The sequence below is a fragment of the Jiella soli genome (assembly GCF_020615385.1).
Taxonomy (GTDB): Bacteria; Pseudomonadota; Alphaproteobacteria; order Rhizobiales; family Rhizobiaceae; genus VKMB-3413.
On sequence record NZ_JAJAVB010000044.1, the window covers coordinates 1 to 17,730 of the forward strand.

Below are 17,730 nucleotides of genomic sequence, written 5' to 3' on the forward strand. Positions count from 1 at the left end.
CCCATCCAGCCCCAGCCTGAGGCGACAAGCTCCCTCAACCCCGCGATCAATCCCGTCCATGCACCGAGCCTTCACGGCAACCAAAACAAAACCCCGCCAAAATGACGGGGTTTGTCAGCAGTCTGAGGCCGCTTCCTTGCGGAAGCGGCCCGGTGATTTCCGTCAGCCGGCGGTCTTCGAAGACCGTCTAGCGGACTTCCAATTCTCAGGCGAAGCGAGGAGGCTGCTCCGTCGTACCACCGAGAATCAAAGATCCAGCCGGCATCAGATAATCACTCGACATTGGATCACCTCCTTTCGCTTCGTTGAACACGAGAGGAAGTATGGGGTGGGAAATCGGATCTGGCAAGAGGCTGTCGAAAAAAGCGTCAGCCTCGCGCAAGCCTCTGATTCCGCATAGCTGTTCGCGTGCGCTGGCACACCCGCGCACGGCGATGCTGCACCGGGTGATGAAAGCTGCGGCAGATCTGCCGCAGCCTCGCCGGCGATCTGGGCGCCGGCCTGTTGCTGGCCTGCCGGTCGCGAGACCGGCCGGGACCGCGGACGCCGCCGGAGCTACCCCTTCCGGTTCTGGCGGTTGTCGATCAAATCGTCGACGACGCCCGGGTCGGCGAGCGTCGAGGTATCGCCGAGAGCGCCGAAATCGTCCTCGGCGATCTTCCTCAGGATGCGCCGCATGATCTTGCCGGAGCGGGTCTTCGGCAGGCCCGGCGCAAACTGGATCTTGTCCGGCGAGGCGATCGGGCCGATCTCGTTCCTGACATGGGCGACGAGTTCCTTGCGAAGCTCGTCCGTTTCCTCCTCGCCCTCCATGAGCGTGACGTAGCAGTAGATCCCCTGCCCCTTCATGTCGTGCGGATATCCGACAACGGCGGCTTCCGAGACCTTGGGATGGGCGACCAGTGCCGATTCGACCTCGGCCGTGCCCATGCGGTGGCCGGACACGTTGATCACGTCGTCGACACGGCCGGTGATCCAGTAATAGCCGTCCTCGTCGCGCTTGGCGCCGTCGCCGGTGAAGTACTTGTTCTTGTAGGTCGCGAAATAGGTCTGCTCGAAGCGCTCGTGATCGCCATAGACGGTGCGCATCTGGCCGGGCCAGGAGTCGGTGATGCAGAGATTGCCCTCCGTCGCGCCGGTGAGCTCATTGCCTTCGTTGTCGACGAGCTGCGGCTTGACGCCGAAGAAGGGACGGGTCGCAGAGCCGGGCTTCAGAGCGGTCGCGCCGGGCAGCGGGGTGATCAGGATGCCGCCGGTCTCGGTCTGCCACCAGGTGTCGACGATCGGGCAGCGCTCCTCGCCGACTACCTTGTAGTACCAGATCCAGGCTTCCGGATTGATCGGCTCACCGACGGAGCCCAGCACCTTCAATGTTTCACGTGAAGCACGTGTCACCTTGTCGTCGCCAGCGCCCATCAGTGCGCGGATCGCGGTCGGCGCGGTGTAGAAGATCGAGACCTTGTGCTTGTCGACGACCTCCCACATGCGGCCCGCGTCCGGATAATTCGGCACGCCCTCGAACATCAGCGTCGTCGCGCCGTTGGCGAGCGGTCCGTAGACGATGTAGCTGTGGCCGGTCACCCAGCCGACATCGGCCGTGCACCAGTAGATGTCGCCCTCGTGATAGTCGAAGACGTATTCGTGGGTCATCGCGGCATAGACGAGATAGCCGCCGGAGGTGTGCTGGACGCCCTTCGGCTTGCCGGTCGAGCCCGAGGTGTAGAGGATGAACAGCGGGTCCTCCGCGCCCATCTCCTCCGGCGCGCAGTCGGCGGAGACCTTCTCGCGCGCCTCGTGCCACCAGAGATCGCGCGCGCTGTCGAAGGCGACTTCCGCGCCGGTGCGCCGGACGACGAGGACGGTGTCGACGTCCCGGCCGGCCTTCTTCGCGATCTCGCAGGCGCGGTCGGCATTCTTCTTCAGCGACACCTTGCGGCCGCCGCGCAGGCCCTCATCGGCGGTGATCAGCACCGAGGATGCCGCGCCTTCCAGGCGGCCGGCGAGCGCGTCCGGCGAGAAGCCGCCGAAGACCACCGAGTGGATCGCCCCGATGCGCGCGCAGGCGAGCATGGCATAGGCCGCTTCGGGGATCATCGGCATGTAGATGGTGACGCGGTCGCCGCGTCTGACGCCGCGATCCTTGAGAACGTTCGCCATGCGGCAGACTTCCTCGTGGAGTTTGCGGTAGCTGATCGCCTTCGATTCCGACGGGTCGTCCCCCTCCCACAGGATCGCCGTCTGGTCGCCGCGCTTTGCCAGATGCCGGTCGATGCAGTTCGCCGCGACGTTCAGCGTGCCGTCCTCGAACCAGCGAATGTCGATCGCGCCGGGAGCGAAGGAGGTGTTCTTCACCTTCGTATAGGGCCTGATCCAGTCGAGACGCTTGCCGTGCTCGCCCCAGAAGCCCTCGGGATCGTTCATGCTTCGACGATACCAGTCCTGATAGGTCGCCTCGTCGATCTTCGCACGGGCTTTCCAGGAATCCTTCACCGCGATCGTCGTCATGTCTCGCCTCCCAGCTTCGTTTCCGGCGGGCGGCCGCCCGTCTTTGCCCGCGAACTTAAGGTAGATCGCTGGCCCGGGTCCAGTTTCGGCGCCTCATACTTTTCTCGCAGGCCGGGCGCCCCGGCTTCCGCTCAGCCGAAGAGACCGATGACGACCCCCATGATCACGAACACGCCGAACCAGTGGGCGGCATTGATCGCGGTCAGCTTTCTCGGCCGGGCTTCGTAAGAATGATCGACGACCATGGCGGCCAGGATGAAGCCCGCCCAGACGAGGATGCTGGTGATCAGCGTATCGGTGAGCCTGACCGGCCCGATATGGGCGGTGAGCCCGGCCAGCATGCCGGCGATGACGACATAGGCGACGAAGACGATGGCGAGCGGTCCCGGCTTCAGCGCCGGCTTGCCCCGATAGTTCCGGTCCGTCATCCAGCGCTTTTCGAAGGCGCGATGCCAGGCGAAGTCGAAGCCGAAGGAGAGGATCGCCGCGACGAGGACGCCGAGCACGCTGACATTGGAAAAGCCCATGGGAGTTCGCTCCTGTTGACGGGGGTTGCATGCCCAACGGCGCTGTCGGCCGGCGGTTTCATTTTCGCCGCCATCTCCTCGCGCCGATCGGGCAACGGCCGCGGACGCGGTGAAGTTGGCGCGGCAGGCCACTCGCCCGTGATGCGCAAGGTCCGCCGGCTCGCCGGATCGGGCATCCGAGATCGGAGGATTGGTGCCAGTCTGCCATGGGCGTGAGCAAACCGGGCCACTTGCGATGATCTCTCTTTACTTGACTAATTGACTCATGTTTTTAGGCGCCGGAGCCGCCCGGCTGCAGCGCGGGGACAAAATGCCTGCCGCCGAGAGCGACGAGGGGTTAAGCAAGAGGGGATGTGAACCATGGCGACGATGCCGCGAATGCTGCCGGACGGCAGTGAATGGGCCACGTGCCGCGCCGATAGGCGGGCGTTGAGGGGAACGCTGGCGGCGCTCATGGCGGGAACAGCGATCGCGGCATCCGGCGGCGCATTCGCGCAGGAGACCGCTGAGACGGGCGCCAGCATCCGTCTCGACGCCGTCGTGGTCGACGCGGCCAGCGGGAGCGGAACCACGGCCGGATCCGCCGTCGGACCCGACGACAGCATCGTCGCCGAGCGCACGAATGTCGGCACCAAGACCGACACGCCGGTCCTCGACATTCCCGCCGCCATCTCGGTCGTCACCGAGGAGGAGCTCGAGACGCGGGGCGTCGAGACGCTCGACGAGGCACTGGCCTATACCTCGGGCGTTGCCACCGACATCTACGGCTCCGACGACCGCTACGATTTCACGCTCATCCGCGGCTTCTACCAGACCTCGACCGGCCTTTACCGCGACGGGCTGCCGCAACGCGTCTTCGGCTTCACCGGCAGCCGGCTCGAACCCTATGGAATGCAGCGGATCGAGGTCCTGAAGGGCTCGACATCCACCCTCTTCGGGCTCAACGCGCCGGGCGGTCTCGTCAACGCCATCACCAAGCGGCCGACGGACACGCCCTTCGGCGAGATCTACACGACCTTCGGGGACGGCCATATCGAGACTGGGACGGATGTCGGCGGTCCGCTGACGGCGACGGGCGACTGGTCCTATCGCCTCACCGCCAAATGGCAGGACGGCGACAACGGAACCGACCACACCAATGACGACCGCCTCTATGTGGCGCCGGCCATCACCTGGTCGCCGGACGCGGCAACGACCTTCACCCTCCTCGCCGATTTCAACCGGCGCAAGGGCAACACCTCGCACGGCATCCCGCGCGGCTCCGGCATCGACCCCGAGACCTATCTGGGCGAGCCGGACTTCGACAAGATGAACACCGAGGAGAAGAATGTCGGCTATCTCCTCAGCCACGACTTCGGCAACGGCCTGCAGCTGCGCCAGAGCGCACGCTACACCGACCTCGATCTCACCTATGAATCGGTCTATGGCGCGGTCGTCGATCCCGGCGTTCCGCGCAGCGCCTGGGCGGTCTACGGCGATTCCAAGCGCTTCGCCATCGACACCCAGCTCCAATACGATGCGAGCTTCGGGCGGTTTGCCTCCAAGACGCTGCTCGGGACGGACTACAGCTACGACAAGACGAACGAATACCGCGTGTTCGGGTCGGCCGCCGGCATCGACATCACCGATCCCGTCTATTGCGGCCTTTCCTGCCTGACCCTGCCGGCGGGCACGGGATGGAACCACGAACAGCGCTCCACCGGCCTCTACCTGCAGGAGGAACTGACCTTCGACGAGCGCTGGATCGCCACCGTCGGCGGCCGCTTCGATCAGGTCGACACGGATAATTTCCTGCCCGATTCCGGCACAGCATACGCGGCAAGCGACGACGCCTTCACCAAGCGCTTCGGCCTCACCTACAAGCCGATCGACGGGCTTGCGGTCTATGCCAATTATTCGGAATCCTTCCAGCCGATCTCGGCCGATCGGACCTTCCTCATCGGCCAGCCCGAGCCGCAGGAAGGCACCCAGTACGAGACCGGGATCAAATACCGGCCGGAGGGGCTCGACGCCCTGTTCACCCTCGCCCTTTTCGACCTGACGCAGACCAACGTTCCCTATTATGTCAGCCAGACGACGCAGAGCCAGATCGGCGAGGTGAACGTCAGGGGCGTCGAGTTCGAGAGCAAGGTGGCGATGACCGACCGGGTCAACCTCACGGCCGCCTATTCCTATTGGGACGCGGAGATCGTCGAGGACGGGATCGCCGGCAACAAGGGCAACAGGCCGCAGCAGGTGCCCGAACACCTCGCCTCGCTCTGGGCCGACTACACGATTCCCGGCAGCGGACCGTTCGGCGACCTGACGCTCGGCCTCGGCGCACGCTATGTCGGCCCGACCTTCGCCGACAACGCCAACACGCTGGAAGTCGGCGGCCACACGCTGGTGGACGCGGCGGTGCACTACAAGATCACCGAGCATGCCTCGGCCTCGATCGTCGCCACCAACCTCTTCGACAAGGAATATGTGAACTACGTCGATACCTATTCCGACACCGCCTATTACGGCGACGGGCGCTCGATCCGCGGCACGCTGAAATACAGCTGGTAACAGGGCGCCGGGGCTCGGCTCGGGGCCGGGCCCTCGCTCCGGCCGACCCGGGGTCAAGGCTGTCGGGCCGGCGGCTCTCGGCTTTCGGCTTCGGCCGACAGGAAAAGGCAAACGGATTCGTATAGATAGTCGCCTGGCCTACGCGGCGGCGCCGCGTCGGCTCACCGGCGATTGCCATCTTGCGAGCCCGTTCATGCATTCTCTTCTCGCCACGATCTCCTCATGGCTGCTGGACGTAATCTCCTTCATGGGCCTTCCGGGCGTTGCGCTCCTGATGGCCCTGGAATCGGCCTGCCTGCCGATCCCGTCCGAGATCGTGATGCCCTTCGCCGGCTATCTCGTCTCCACCGGCCGGTTCGACCTCTGGTCCGTCGCGCTGGCGGGTGCGATCGGTTGCAATCTCGGCTCGCTCGCCGCCTTCCTCGTCGGCGCTCATGGCGGGCGCAGGGTGGTCGAGCGCTGGAGCCATCACTCGATCCTCGGCCCCCGCGAACTCGATCTTGCGGAACGCTTCTTCGAACGCTGGGGCGCCTCCGCCACGCTCATTGGCCGGCTCCTACCGGTGGTGCGCACCTTCATCGCGCTGCCTGCCGGCATGGCGCGGATGAACCAGGCGCGGTTCCACATCTACACCTTCGTCGGCTCGTTCGCCTGGTGCCTGGCCCTCGCCTGGATCGGCGAGATCCTCGGCAAGAACTGGGGCGACAGCCCGGCGCTGCAGACCGCCTTCCATGTCGCCGACGTCATGATCGTCGCGGCGCTCGTCGCCGGCGTCGTCTGGTTCTTCCGTTCACGGCGCAAGCTGGCGGCCGAGCCCGTGCCGGGCGAGGACCGTCAGCCGTAATCGCGCGCGCCGAAGATCGCCGAGCCGACCCGCACCGAGGTCGCGCCGAACTGGATGGCGGTCTCGAAGTCACCGGACATGCCCATGGACAGCTTCTCGAGCCCGCATTCCCCGGCGATCTTGGCAAGCAGCGCGAAATGCGGGCCGGGATTCTCGTCCGCCGGCGGGATGCACATCAGCCCCTCGATGGCGAGGCCATGTTCCTCGCGGCAGCGGGCGACGAAGCTGGCCGCCTCCTTCGGCGGAATTCCCGCCTTCTGCTCCTCCTCGCCGGTGTTGACCTGGACGTAGAGCCGGGGCGCCCTCTCCTGCTTCTTCATCTCCTTGGCAAGCTCGCGCGCGATCTTCTCTCGGTCGACGCTCTCGATCACGTCGAACAGCGCCACGGCATCGGCCGCCTTGTTGGACTGCAGCGGCCCGATCAGGTGCAGTTCGATATCCGGGAACCGCTCCTTCAGCGCCGGCCACTTGGCCTTGGCCTCCTGGACCTTGTTCTCGCCGAAGACGCGCTGTCCGGCCTCGATGACCGGCAGGATCGCCTCGGCGTCGTGGGTCTTTGAGACGGCGACGAGGGTGACGTCCGAGGGCCGGCGCCCTGCGTCCTCGGCAGCCTTCGCGATCGCCGTTGCGACAGCATGATATTGATCCACGGTAGACATGGGACGGCCTTGCAAGAGAAATGAGGCTAGCCGACGAGGCGGGTCGGCATGTTCGGCGCATGCGTCTTGATCAACTCGATCGCGCCGCGCGCCTGCGACACGGAGGCAAAACCGGAGGTCTCAAAGATCACTTCTTGGCCGCGTAGAAACTGCACAGAATAAGTGCCCGTTCGGCTCTGATAGATCACGAAATTGAAGCCTGCTGCGGCAGAGCGTGGCTCCGTCTCGTCGATTCCGGCCTCAGGCGCCTCCGGGGCTGCATGCGGCCGCCAAAACGAGGCATCAAGTTCGGCAATATCGCTATAGTCGATCGCCTCGTCGCTCATCCGGTCCAGACGCGCGAGTTCGGCGTGCTCGTCATCGGTCAGTTCCGGAAAGCTCTTGAGATCAATCGATTTTCGGACGGTCGCCATGTCGCCTCCTTTCGCGTGCATTGGCCTTCCGAGCCGATATAAGCCGTATAGCACGTCCACGCATGATGTGAACGACGACGAAAAGGCGGTTCTCGATGAAGCCGACGGTGACGAACCGCTCCTCGCCATAGTCGCCACGCACATCGGCCCGGGTGACCCGGTCCGGGTCCAGGAATATCCGCATGGCAAGATCGAAACCAATGCCATGTTTACTGCGATTGACCCCCTCTTTCGCCTCGTCCCACTCGAACTCCTGTTCCATGCAGCCGACAGTAGAGCCCGTCTGCGCAGCGGGCAATCGAGCGTCATGCCTGTTCCGCCCCGGCTCGCGTGTAACCGGCTTGTTCGAAGGAGACGCCGGGCGGGTGTTGGTTGACGGCTTTCGAGAAGCCGTGTTGAACGACGACCGAACCTGTCGGCCATTCCCGGCCCGCTGTCCGAGCGACGAAGCATCCCGACCATGACCACCGAACGCTACAATCCCCGCGCCGCCGAACCGAAATGGCAGGAGGCCTGGGCCGAGCAGAAGCTCTTCGAGACCGACACGGCCGCGCCGGGCGAGAAATACTACGTCCTGGAGATGTTCCCCTACCCGTCCGGGCGCATCCATATGGGCCATGTGCGCAACTATACGCTGGGCGACGTGTTGGCGCGCTACAAGCGGGCCAAGGGTTTCAACGTCCTCCACCCGATCGGCTGGGACGCTTTCGGGCTGCCGGCCGAAAACGCGGCGATGCAGAACAGGGTCAGCCCGCGAGAATGGACCTACGCCAATATCGACGCGATGAAGCGGCAGCTGAAGTCGATGGGCCTGTCCTGGGACTGGTCGCGCGAATTCGCGACCTGCGACCCCGATTATTACCATCAGCAGCAGGTCCTGTTCCTGGACATGATGGAGAACGGCCTCGCCTATCGCAAGAAGTCGAAGGTCAACTGGGATCCGGTCGACATGACCGTGCTCGCCAACGAGCAGGTGATCGACGGACGCGGCTGGCGCTCGGACGCCTTGGTGGAACAGCGCGAACTCGTCCAGTGGTTCTTCAAGATCACGGACTTTGCTGAGGATCTGCTGTCCGCGCTGGACCGCCTGCCGGAATGGCCGGAAAAGGTCCGGCTGATGCAGAGGAACTGGATCGGCAAGTCGGAAGGCCTGATGGTTCGCTGGGCGCTGGAGCCCGACACGGCACCGGCCGGCGAGAGCGAGCTGACGGTCTTCACCACGCGTCCGGACACGCTCTACGGCGCCTCCTTCCTGGCTGTCGCGGCCGATCATCCGCTGGCAGCGAAGGCGGCGGAGACGAACCCGGCGCTCGCGGAGTTCATTGCCGAGATCCGCCGCACCGGCACCTCGGCCGAGGCGATCGAGACGGCGGAAAAGCGCGGCATGGCGACCGGCATCGAGGCCGTGCATCCCTTCGACCCGAACTGGACATTGCCCGTCTATGTCGCGAACTTCGTGCTGATGGACTACGGCACGGGCGCGATCTTCGGTTGCCCGGCGCACGACCAGCGCGACCTCGACTTCGCCCGCAAATACGACCTGCCGGTCAGGCCCGTCGTCCTGCCGCCGAAGGAGGACCCGACGGTCTTCTCCGTTCATGACGAGGCCTATGTCGACGACGGTACGATCTTCAATTCGGCCTTCCTCGACGGGATGTCGCCAGCCGAGGCCTTCGACGAGGTGGCTCGCCGGCTGGAGGCGGCCACCCTCGCCGGCAAGCCGCAGGCGGAGCGCCGGGTGAATTTCCGCCTCCGCGACTGGGGCATCTCGCGCCAGCGCTATTGGGGCTGCCCGATCCCGGTCCTGCACTGCGAGGCCTGTGGCGTCGTGCCGGAGGCGCGTGAGAACCTGCCGGTCAAGCTTCCCGACGACATCGAGTTCGACCGGCCGGGCAATCCGCTCGACCGTCACCCGACCTGGCGCAAGGCGACCTGTCCGAAATGCGGCGGGCCTGCTTTGCGGGAAACCGACACGATGGACACTTTCGTCGATTCCTCGTGGTATTTCGCCCGCTTCACGGCTCCCCGCGCCGACGAGCCGACCGATCCGCAGGCCGCGAATGCCTGGCTGCCGGTCGACCAGTATATCGGCGGCATCGAGCACGCGATTCTGCATCTTCTCTATTCGCGCTTCTTCGTGCGGGCGATGAAGGCCTGCGGCCATCTCGATCTCGACGAGCCGTTCAAGGGCCTGTTCACGCAGGGCATGGTCGTCCACGAGACCTATCGCGACGGCCGCGAATGGGTGGCGCCGGCCGATGTCCGGATCGAGGAAGCGGACGGCGGCCGCCGGGCGATCCGCATCTCGACGGACGCTCCGATCGAGATCGGCGCGATCGAGAAGATGTCGAAGTCGAAGAAGAACGTCGTCGATCCCGACGACATTCTCGCCTCCTACGGCGCCGACACGGCCCGCTGGTTCGTCCTGTCGGACTCGCCGCCGGACCGCGACGTGATCTGGTCGGAAGCCGGTGTCGAAGGCGCCCATCGCTTCGTCCAACGCCTGTGGCGGCTGGTGACGGAAACCGCGCCGCTGGTCGCGGGCCTTGCTACGCAGGTCTCCTCGGACGGCGACCAGACGGCGGCGGCGATCCGCCGCGCCGCGCATCGGGCGGCCACGGGCGTTGCCGACGACATCGAGCGGTTGGCCTTCAACAAGGCGATCGCCCGCATCCATGAGCTGGTCAACGCCCTTTCCTCGGCCTTTGCCGGCTTCACCAGCACACCGAGCGCCGCGCAGAAGGCGGCCGCGGCCGAAGCCCTCTCTTTCCTGACGCGGCTGATCGCGCCGATGATGCCCCATCTTGCCGAAGCTTGCTGGCAGGCTCTCGGACAGGACGGGCTCGTCGCCGCCGCGCCATGGCCGGCCGCAGATCCCGCGCTTCTCGTCGACGACACGGTCACACTGCCCGTCCAGATCAACGGCAAGAAGCGCGGCGACTTGACCGTGCCGGCTTCCGCCAGCAAAGCTGATGTCGAAGAGGCCACGCTGGCGCTCGACTTCGTCGCCGCCGCCCTCGCTGGCAATCCGCCCAAGCGTCTCGTCGTCGTACCCGGGAGAATCGTCAATGTCGTCGTCTGACCGGGTTCGGCCGAGCCGGCTCCATTCCGGCCTCCTTGTCGCGGCAGCGGCCGCCGCCGCGCTCGCGGGCTGCACCGCAGGACCGCTCTATGGCGACAGGGGGATCGCGGGCACAGGTGCCTCGCTGTCTCCGGCCTCGTCCGTGCAGGCGCTCAAGGGTCGGATCGCCATCAGCGAAGCGCAGACGCGCACCGCCCAGATCGTGCGCAACGACCTCCTGTTCCGCCTGAACCGGGGCACGCCGGTGGCCGAGCCGCTCTACCGTATCCAGCTCGTCGTCTCCGGCGGCGAACAAGGCATCTCGATCGAGCCCGGCGGCGTGGCGACCTCGTCGATCTACACGCTGAACGGTCGATACCGGCTTCTGAGGGTGAGCGACAACAAGCTGATCAGCCAGGGCCACCGCGTCGCGACCGTTCCGTTCGACCGCACATCGCAGCTCTTCCAGAGTGAGCGCGCGCTTCTGGATGCGCGCCAGCAGGCCGGCGAACTCCTTGCCGGCGAACTCGAACTTGCCGTCGCATCCGCGCTGAACGGCGCCGGCGGCGCCTGAGGGAGCGGCAGCAGCGCGGGAGAGGCTGACGAGCGCTTCCGGCGCTTGGTACAGCCCATCTGAGTCTTAAGGGAAACAGGACCGCAGGATGGCGCAGAAGAAGGCATCCGAAGTCGAGGCGTTCCTCTCGCGCCCGGACTTCTCCTTCCCGCTCGTCCTTCTCTACGGGCCGGATCCCGGGCTCGTCTCCGAGCGGTCCGACCGGCTCGCGGCAGCCTCCGGCGTCGACCGCGATGATCCCTTCGCCTCGGTCACGCTCGCGGCCGACGAGCTCGAGAAGGATATCGGCCGCCTCTACGACGAGGCGCGCACGGTGTCCATGTTCGGCGGACGCCGGCTGATCAGGGTGCGCGGAGCAGGGGCCGGCAAGTCGCTCGCCGAAGCCGCCGCCGATCTCGGCGCCGAAAAGCTCCAGGACGCGACCGTCATCATCGAGGCCGGCGACCTCAAGGGCGGGGCGGGCCTGCGGCTCAATATCGAACGGGCGAAATTCGCCATCGCGCTGCCCTGCTACCAGGACGAGGGCAGGGCGCTCGACCAGATCATCGACGAGGAGCTGAAGGCGGCCGGGCTTTCGATGGACAAGGAGGCCCGCGAGGAACTCCGCTCCCGGCTCGGCGCCAATCGCATCGCCTCGCGCGGCGAGGTGAAGAAGCTCTGCCTCTACGCCCTCGGCACACCGACGATCACCGAGGAGGATGTCCGCGCCATCGTCGGCGACGTCTCGGCCGACACGCTGGAGGAGACGATCGACGCGGCGGTGAGCGGCGAGGTGAAGCGCCTGCCGCATCTGATCGACCGGCTGACTTCCGCCGGCACCCAGACCTTCCAGCTGCACCAGGGGCTGTTGCGCTACTTCCAGCAGCTCCTTGCCATGCGCGAGGCGGTGGAGCGAAAGGGCGAGACCGTCGCGCGGGTGATCGAGCGCCGCCGGCCCTTCTTTCGTCGCCGCCACGCCATGGAGACGGCGCTCGCGGCCTGGCCGCTCGAGGAGATCACGTCCGCGCTGGGACGGATCGAGGCGGACATCCTGGCAAGCCGCAAGGAGTCGGGGCTCGCCCTGACGATCACCCGCAAGACCCTTCTCGACATCGCCGTCGAGGCGGCGAGGCTGCGCGCCAGAGGCCGGAGAGGCGGCTGACGCGCCTTAGCCGGCGGCGCGAACGCGCTCGTCGGCCGGGTCCTCTTCGAGCGCCCGCAGCATCGACAGGATCGCTTCCAGCTGCGCCCGGTCGGTGAAGTCGATCCGGAGCGAGCCGCCCTTGCCCTTCGGCTTGATCGCAACCGGCAGGCCCAGACGGTCCGAAAGCCATCGCTCGCGCTGGACGAGGTCTCCGTCCTTCTCGCGGGGTGCTCGCTCCGACGCTTCATTTGCCGGCTTATTATCACCTGCGGCCAACGCCCCGGGTTCGCGTGCGAGCGCCTCCGCCTCGCGCACGCTCAGGCCCTCGGCCACGATCCGCTCTGCAAGCGCGACGGGATTGTCCGCCGTGACGACAGTGCGGGCCGCCCCGGCCGACAACTGGCCGGAGACGATCATCGCCCGCACCGCCTCCGGCAGCTTCAGGAGCCGCAGTGTATTGGCGACATGGCTGCGGCTCTTGCCGAGGATTTCGGCGAGGTCGTTCTGGGTATAGCCGTGCTCGTCGATCAGGGTCTGGTAGCCCAGCGCTTCCTCGACCGCATTGAGGTCGGTGCGCTGGATGTTCTCGATGATCGCGATCTCGAGCGACTGGCGGTCGTTGATGTCGCGCAGGACGGCCGGCACCGCGTCGAGTCCGGCAAGCTTCGCGGCCCGCCAGCGCCGCTCGCCGGCGACGATCTCGAAACTGTCGATCCGTCCGGCCCGTGGGCGCAGGAGCAGCGGCTGGACGACTCCATGGACCCGGATCGACGTTGCGAGATCTTCGAGTTCGCCCTCGTCGAAGCTGCGCCGCGGATTGTGCGGGTTCGGCACGATGCGGTCGATCGGCACGGTCCGCTCGGCGGGAACGCTCGGCGCCTTCGGCTGCGCCTCATAACCGCCGGCCGGCCGCGACGGAGCGGCGAGACCGGGCCCGATCAGCGAGGCCAGGCCGCGTCCGAGGCGCTGGCGCGATCTGTCTTCATTCATTCACCGATCTCCTCGTTCACTCAGGCCGGGCCGGCATCCTTAGGGAAGGCAGAGTAGGGCAGGGCATCGCGAACCTCATGCCGCTGTCAGCCGCCGCTCCCGCTGGATGATTTCCGACGCCAGCTGGATGTAGGCTTGGCTGCCGGGGCATTTCATGTCGTAGAGGATCGCCGGCTTGCCGAAGGACGGCGCCTCGGACACGCGGACATTGCGCGGGATGACCGTGTCGTAGACATGCTCGCCCATGAAGGAGCGGACGTCGCGCACGACCTGCGCCGCGAGATTGTTGCGCCCGTCATACATGGTCAGCACGATGCCGTGGAGGTCGAGCGTCGGGTTGAGGCTGTCGCGCACCTGTTCGACGGTCTGGAGAAGCTGGCTGAGGCCTTCGAGCGCGAAGAACTCGCATTGCAGCGGCACCAGAATGGAATCGGCCGCGGCCATGGCATTGATCGTCAGGAGATTGAGCGAGGGCGGGCAGTCGATCAGGACGAAGTCGAATTGCGCGCCCTCGACCTGATGGAAGTGCAGCGCGTCGCGCAGCCGATAGGCGCGCCCCGCCACGCCGGAAATCTCCATCTCCAGGCCCAGAAGATCCATGGTCGAGGGAATGATCGAGAGATTCGGCACCGCTGTCGGCATGGCCGCTTCAGTGATCGACGCGGTCTCCTTCAGGACATCATATGTCGACAGGCTGCGGTCGTCCTTGTCGATCCCGAGCCCGGTCGAGGCATTGCCCTGCGGGTCGAGGTCGATCACCAGCGCGCGCTTGTCGATCGCGGCGAGGGCGGTCGACAGATTGATGGCCGTCGTGGTCTTGCCGACGCCGCCCTTCTGGTTGGCTATCGTGATGATCCGCATAGGTTGTCCGGCCACCGCATCCATCGGCTCAGCTCCGTCTTAGCTCGAGGAACGAAGAAACCCCTTTGCCGGCGGGTGAGAGAGCGCCCACACCTGCATCCGGAGGCTTGTCGCTGGCCGCGACCGGCTGCTCAGCGCGGCGCGATATCGCCGATTTCGAGAACGACCGATCCGTCATCGAGCCCCGATTCGTGCTTTACCACGCTGAATCGCCAATGGGCAGCCGCTTCGGTAATTTCCTGTTCATGATTGCGCCCCTTGGGGAAAAAGCAGCGCGCCGAACCGGAAAGATGCGGGCCCACGAGGCCGAGGAGTTCGTCGAGCGAGGCCAGGGCGCGGGCCGTGACGATCTCGGCCCCCTCAAGGGCCGCGCTGCAATCCTCGATCCGGGCGGCCAGCACCGTCCCGGCCGCGCCGATCTCGCGCTGCGCCGTCCGGAGAAAGGCCGCCTTCTTGGCATTGCTCTCGACGAGATCGACGGATGCACCCGGCCGGCACGCGGCGATCACGAGGCCTGGCAGTCCGGCGCCGGAACCGAGATCGACGCTCCGGCCGAAGGAGGGAAGCAGCCGCTCCAGCACGGTCGAATCGGCGATATGGCGCATCCAGACGTCGCCGATCGTCGAGGGCGCGACGAGATTGATCCGATCCTGCCACGCCGTCAGCAGCGCGACATAGCGATCGAGCCGCTCCATTGTTTCACGTGAAACCTCGAAGCGCCGCGTGAACTCCGCCCGGCCGAGTTCCTGGGCCCGCGCGACATCGCGGGGCCGGGGCTTCGGCGCCGAACGGGCAGGCTTCTGCGGCCTGCGCTTCTGCGGCGACGTCCAGTCGGCGTGCGGATCGCGGTCACGCCGCACGGGCGATCTCCTCGCGCCGGACGGCCAGGAGAATCAGCGCCAGCGCCGCCGGCGTCATGCCGTCGATGCGCTCCGCCTCGGCGATTGAGCGGGGGCGGCGCGCGGTCAGCTTCTGCTTCAGCTCGGTCGAAAGGCCCGCCAGCTGCGAAAAGTCGAGCCCGTCGGGAATCGCCCGCGCCTCGTCCCGGCGCAGCCTGTCCTGGTCGCGCTGCTGGCGCTCCAGATAGACGTCATAGGCCGCTTCGATCTCGATCCGCTCCTGCGTCTTCGCGTCGATCGCGCCGAGTTCCGGCCAGATCACGGCAAGGCGCGGCAGGTCGACATCTGCCTGCGACAGAAGCTGCCAGGCCGTGCGCCGGCGCCCGTCCCGGTTGACCACGATGCCGTGGCAACCGGCCTCCGGCGGCGTCAGCGTCAGGGCCTCCAGCGCCTTCCGTGCCGTAGTGATCGCGGCCTCGCTCGCTTCGAAGACGGCGCCGCGTTCCGCGCTGGCGATCCCGAGCGAGATCGCCAGCGGGGTCAGCCGGCGGTCGGCATTGTCGGCCCTGAGCGACAGGCGGAACTCCGCCCGCGAGGTGAACATGCGATAGGGCTCGGTGACGCCGGTGCGGGTGAGGTCGTCGATCATCACGCCGATATAGGCGTCGGCCCGCCCGAAGATGACCGGCTCCGCCCCGCCGGCAAGGCGGGCGGCGTTGAGGCCGGCGACGAGCCCCTGCGCAGCGGCCTCCTCATATCCCGTGGTGCCGTTGATCTGGCCGGCGAGGAACAGGCCGTCGGCCTTCAGCACCGCCAGCGAGCGGGAGAGTTCACGCGGATCGACATAGTCGTATTCGATGGCATAGCCGGGCTTCAGGATCCGGACCGTCTCGAGCCCGGGGATCGAGCGCAGGAAGGCTTCCTGCACATCCTCCGGCAGCGAGGTCGACAGCCCGTTGGGGTAGACCGTGTCGTCGCCGAGACCTTCCGGCTCCAGGAAGACCTGGTGGCCGTCCCGGTCGGCGAACTTGACCACCTTGTCCTCGATCGACGGGCAATAGCGCGGGCCGGTTCCCTCGATCCTGCCGGAATAGAGCGCCGACCGCGCGAGGTTGTCGCGGATGATGCGGTGCGTCTCGGGCGTCGTGCGGGTGATGCCGCAGTCGATCTGCGGATTGGCGATGGCGGTCGTCAGGAAGGAGAAAGGGACGGGATCCGTATCCGGCCGCTGCATCTCCAGCGAGGTCCAGTCGATGCTGCGGCCGTCCAGGCGGGCGGGCGTGCCGGTCTTCAGCCGGCCGAGCCTCAGCCCGAGCCGGGCGAGCGTGCCCGACAGGCCGACCGTCGGATCCTCGCCCATGCGACCGGCCGGGATTTGCCGGTCGCCGATATGGATCAGGCCGGAGAGGAAGGTGCCGGTGGTGATGACCACCGCCCGGCAGGCGATCCGCCGTCCATCGGCGAGCGTGACGCCGGTGACGCGGTTCTCGCCGTCGAGTTCGAGATCGAAGACGTCGCCCTCGACGACGTCGAGGCCAGGATGATCGCGGATCGCGGCCTGCATCGCCGCCCGGTAGAGCCGGCGGTCGGCCTGGGTGCGGGGGCCGCGCACGGCCGGGCCCTTCGAGCGGTTGAGCAGCCGGAACTGGATGCCCGCCGCATCCGCGACGCGTCCCATCAGCCCGCCCAGCGCGTCGATCTCGCGCACGAGATGGCCCTTGCCGATGCCGCCTATCGCCGGATTGCAGCTCATCGCGCCCACCGTATCGAAGCGGTGGGTGACGAGGATCGTCTTCGCGCCGGCCCGGGCAGCGGCACTCGCAGCCTCGCAGCCGGCATGGCCGCCACCGACGACGACGACGTCGCAGGACGAGGGGAGGGGCCGGTCGGGGGCAAGAACGGTCATGGCGGCAACAATGGGTTCGGGTGCAGGGAACTGAGACCGCGGGCGTGCTGTCCGCACGGCAGGACCATCGCCGGCCGTTTTCGCTGAGCGGTCTTTCGCGGTAGACTGTCTATAGGTGAAACCGGCCGGGCGGACAACGCCGGCGACAGGGAGGCCGACCGAGCATGAGCCTGTCGGAGATGACGCCCTGGACACCCGAAGAGTTCTTCGCATGGCAGGAGCGGCAGGACGAGCGGTATGAATTCGTCTCAGGCTTCCCTGCGAAGATGATGACCGGGGCGTCGAACCGGCATGATGTTATTGTCGCCAATCTCATCGGCGAGCTGGGCGCAAGGCTACGGGGAACGCCCTGCCGTGCGTTCACCGGAGACGGCGCCGTCGAGACGCGCCCCGGCCAGATCCGCCGGCCGGATGCCGGAATCGATTGCGGCGCGTTCGATCCCGATGGCTATCTTGCGGCCGAGCCGACGGTGGTCTTCGAGGTTCTGTCGCCCTCGACTCCCGACTTCGACCGGCTGCGCAAGGTGGAGGAATACAAGGCGGTCCCGACGATCCGGCACGTCGTGATCGTCGAGCCGACACGCCCGCAGGTCCTGGTCGGGTCCAGGGAGGAGGGCGGAGACTGGCGGGCAGAGGAGATCCTCGGTCTCGGCGGTTCGGTTGGGCTCGCCACGATTGGTATCACGCTACCCATGGCGGAAATCCACGATCGTCTGACATTCGAATCGTGATGCACTGCCGCGGACATGGTCGGCTCGTTCAGCCAAACCGCCGGCGTATGCATCTCATACCATTCCGTATGATCAATTGGCCCCGCGTGGCGAGCTGCGTTGGACGCAACGTCAACCGTAAGGGGCCTTTACCGCCCCCACCGATCC

At 66.5% G+C, this 17,730-nt stretch carries 15 protein-coding genes; 6 read left to right on the plus strand and 9 right to left on the minus strand.

Going from position 1 to position 17,730, the window contains the following annotated elements; translation table 11 throughout:
• Positions 1-555 precede the first annotated feature (555 nt).
• Complete coding sequence (gene acs / locus LH400_RS24290; protein WP_229156055.1) at positions 556-2,505, minus strand: acetate--CoA ligase; 1,950 nt, start codon at positions 2,503-2,505, stop codon at positions 556-558.
• A gap of 131 nt (positions 2,506-2,636) precedes the next feature.
• Positions 2,637-3,032 (minus strand): DUF1761 domain-containing protein, encoded by a 396-nt coding sequence (locus tag LH400_RS24295; protein ID WP_229156056.1) that lies wholly within the window; start codon positions 3,030-3,032, stop codon positions 2,637-2,639.
• Between the two features lie 360 nt (positions 3,033-3,392).
• Here LH400_RS24295 and LH400_RS24300 point away from each other — a divergent pair, with 360 nt between their 5' ends.
• Positions 3,393-5,582 carry a TonB-dependent siderophore receptor gene (locus LH400_RS24300; protein WP_229156057.1) on the plus strand — a complete coding sequence of 730 codons (2,190 nt, stop codon included), beginning with the start codon at positions 3,393-3,395 and terminating at the stop codon, positions 5,580-5,582.
• A gap of 193 nt (positions 5,583-5,775) precedes the next feature.
• Positions 5,776-6,426, plus strand: a complete 651-nt coding sequence (locus LH400_RS24305; RefSeq protein ID WP_229156058.1) for a DedA family protein — start codon at positions 5,776-5,778, stop codon at positions 6,424-6,426.
• On the opposite strand, the gene LH400_RS24310 is transcribed toward LH400_RS24305, so the two are convergent.
• Genes LH400_RS24310 through LH400_RS24320 form a run of 3 tightly spaced genes read right to left on the minus strand, consistent with a single transcriptional unit; the run spans position 6,417 to position 7,760 of the window.
• Complete coding sequence (locus tag LH400_RS24310) at positions 6,417-7,085, minus strand: YggS family pyridoxal phosphate-dependent enzyme (RefSeq protein WP_229156059.1); 669 nt, start codon at positions 7,083-7,085, stop codon at positions 6,417-6,419. The genes LH400_RS24305 and LH400_RS24310 overlap by 10 nt on opposite strands.
• Before the next feature lie 26 nt (positions 7,086-7,111).
• Positions 7,112-7,498: a hypothetical protein gene (locus LH400_RS24315; RefSeq protein ID WP_229156060.1), complete on the minus strand. Its 387-nt coding sequence runs from the start codon at positions 7,496-7,498 to the stop codon at positions 7,112-7,114.
• Positions 7,473-7,760 carry a BrnT family toxin gene (locus tag LH400_RS24320; protein WP_229156061.1) on the minus strand — a complete coding sequence of 96 codons (288 nt, stop codon included), beginning with the start codon at positions 7,758-7,760 and terminating at the stop codon, positions 7,473-7,475. The genes LH400_RS24315 and LH400_RS24320 overlap by 26 nt, the downstream gene beginning before the upstream one ends.
• A 198-nt stretch (positions 7,761-7,958) precedes the next feature.
• Between LH400_RS24320 and leuS the strand changes: the two genes are divergently transcribed.
• From leuS to holA, 3 genes are all read left to right on the plus strand, one after another.
• Positions 7,959-10,580, plus strand: coding sequence for a leucine--tRNA ligase (gene leuS / locus LH400_RS24325; protein ID WP_229156062.1), 2,622 nt, complete (start codon positions 7,959-7,961; stop codon positions 10,578-10,580).
• On the plus strand, positions 10,567-11,133 hold the full coding sequence (locus LH400_RS24330; protein ID WP_229156063.1) for a hypothetical protein: 567 nt from the start codon (positions 10,567-10,569) through the stop codon (positions 11,131-11,133). Before leuS ends, LH400_RS24330 begins: the two co-directional genes overlap by 14 nt.
• A gap of 88 nt (positions 11,134-11,221) precedes the next feature.
• Positions 11,222-12,274 (plus strand): DNA polymerase III subunit delta, encoded by a 1,053-nt coding sequence (gene holA, locus LH400_RS24335; protein WP_229156064.1) that lies wholly within the window; start codon positions 11,222-11,224, stop codon positions 12,272-12,274.
• 6 nt (positions 12,275-12,280) lie between these two features.
• On the opposite strand, the gene LH400_RS24340 is transcribed toward holA, so the two are convergent.
• The 4 genes from LH400_RS24340 to mnmG all read right to left on the minus strand — a co-directional run bounded on the left by LH400_RS24340 (position 12,281) and on the right by mnmG (position 16,852).
• Positions 12,281-13,246: a ParB/RepB/Spo0J family partition protein gene (locus LH400_RS24340; RefSeq protein WP_229156065.1), complete on the minus strand. Its 966-nt coding sequence runs from the start codon at positions 13,244-13,246 to the stop codon at positions 12,281-12,283.
• A gap of 75 nt (positions 13,247-13,321) precedes the next feature.
• Positions 13,322-14,107: a ParA family protein gene (locus tag LH400_RS24345; protein ID WP_229156066.1), complete on the minus strand. Its 786-nt coding sequence runs from the start codon at positions 14,105-14,107 to the stop codon at positions 13,322-13,324.
• Between the two features lie 131 nt (positions 14,108-14,238).
• Entirely contained in the window at positions 14,239-14,967 is a 729-nt protein-coding gene (gene rsmG, locus LH400_RS24350; RefSeq protein ID WP_229156067.1) for a 16S rRNA (guanine(527)-N(7))-methyltransferase RsmG, read from the minus strand.
• Positions 14,957-16,852: a tRNA uridine-5-carboxymethylaminomethyl(34) synthesis enzyme MnmG gene (mnmG, locus tag LH400_RS24355; RefSeq protein WP_229156068.1), complete on the minus strand. Its 1,896-nt coding sequence runs from the start codon at positions 16,850-16,852 to the stop codon at positions 14,957-14,959. The genes rsmG and mnmG overlap by 11 nt, the downstream gene beginning before the upstream one ends.
• Positions 16,853-17,016: 164 nt before the next feature.
• Between mnmG and LH400_RS24360 the strand changes: the two genes are divergently transcribed.
• Positions 17,017-17,583, plus strand: a complete 567-nt coding sequence (locus tag LH400_RS24360; protein ID WP_229156069.1) for a Uma2 family endonuclease — start codon at positions 17,017-17,019, stop codon at positions 17,581-17,583.
• Positions 17,584-17,730 lie beyond the last annotated feature (147 nt).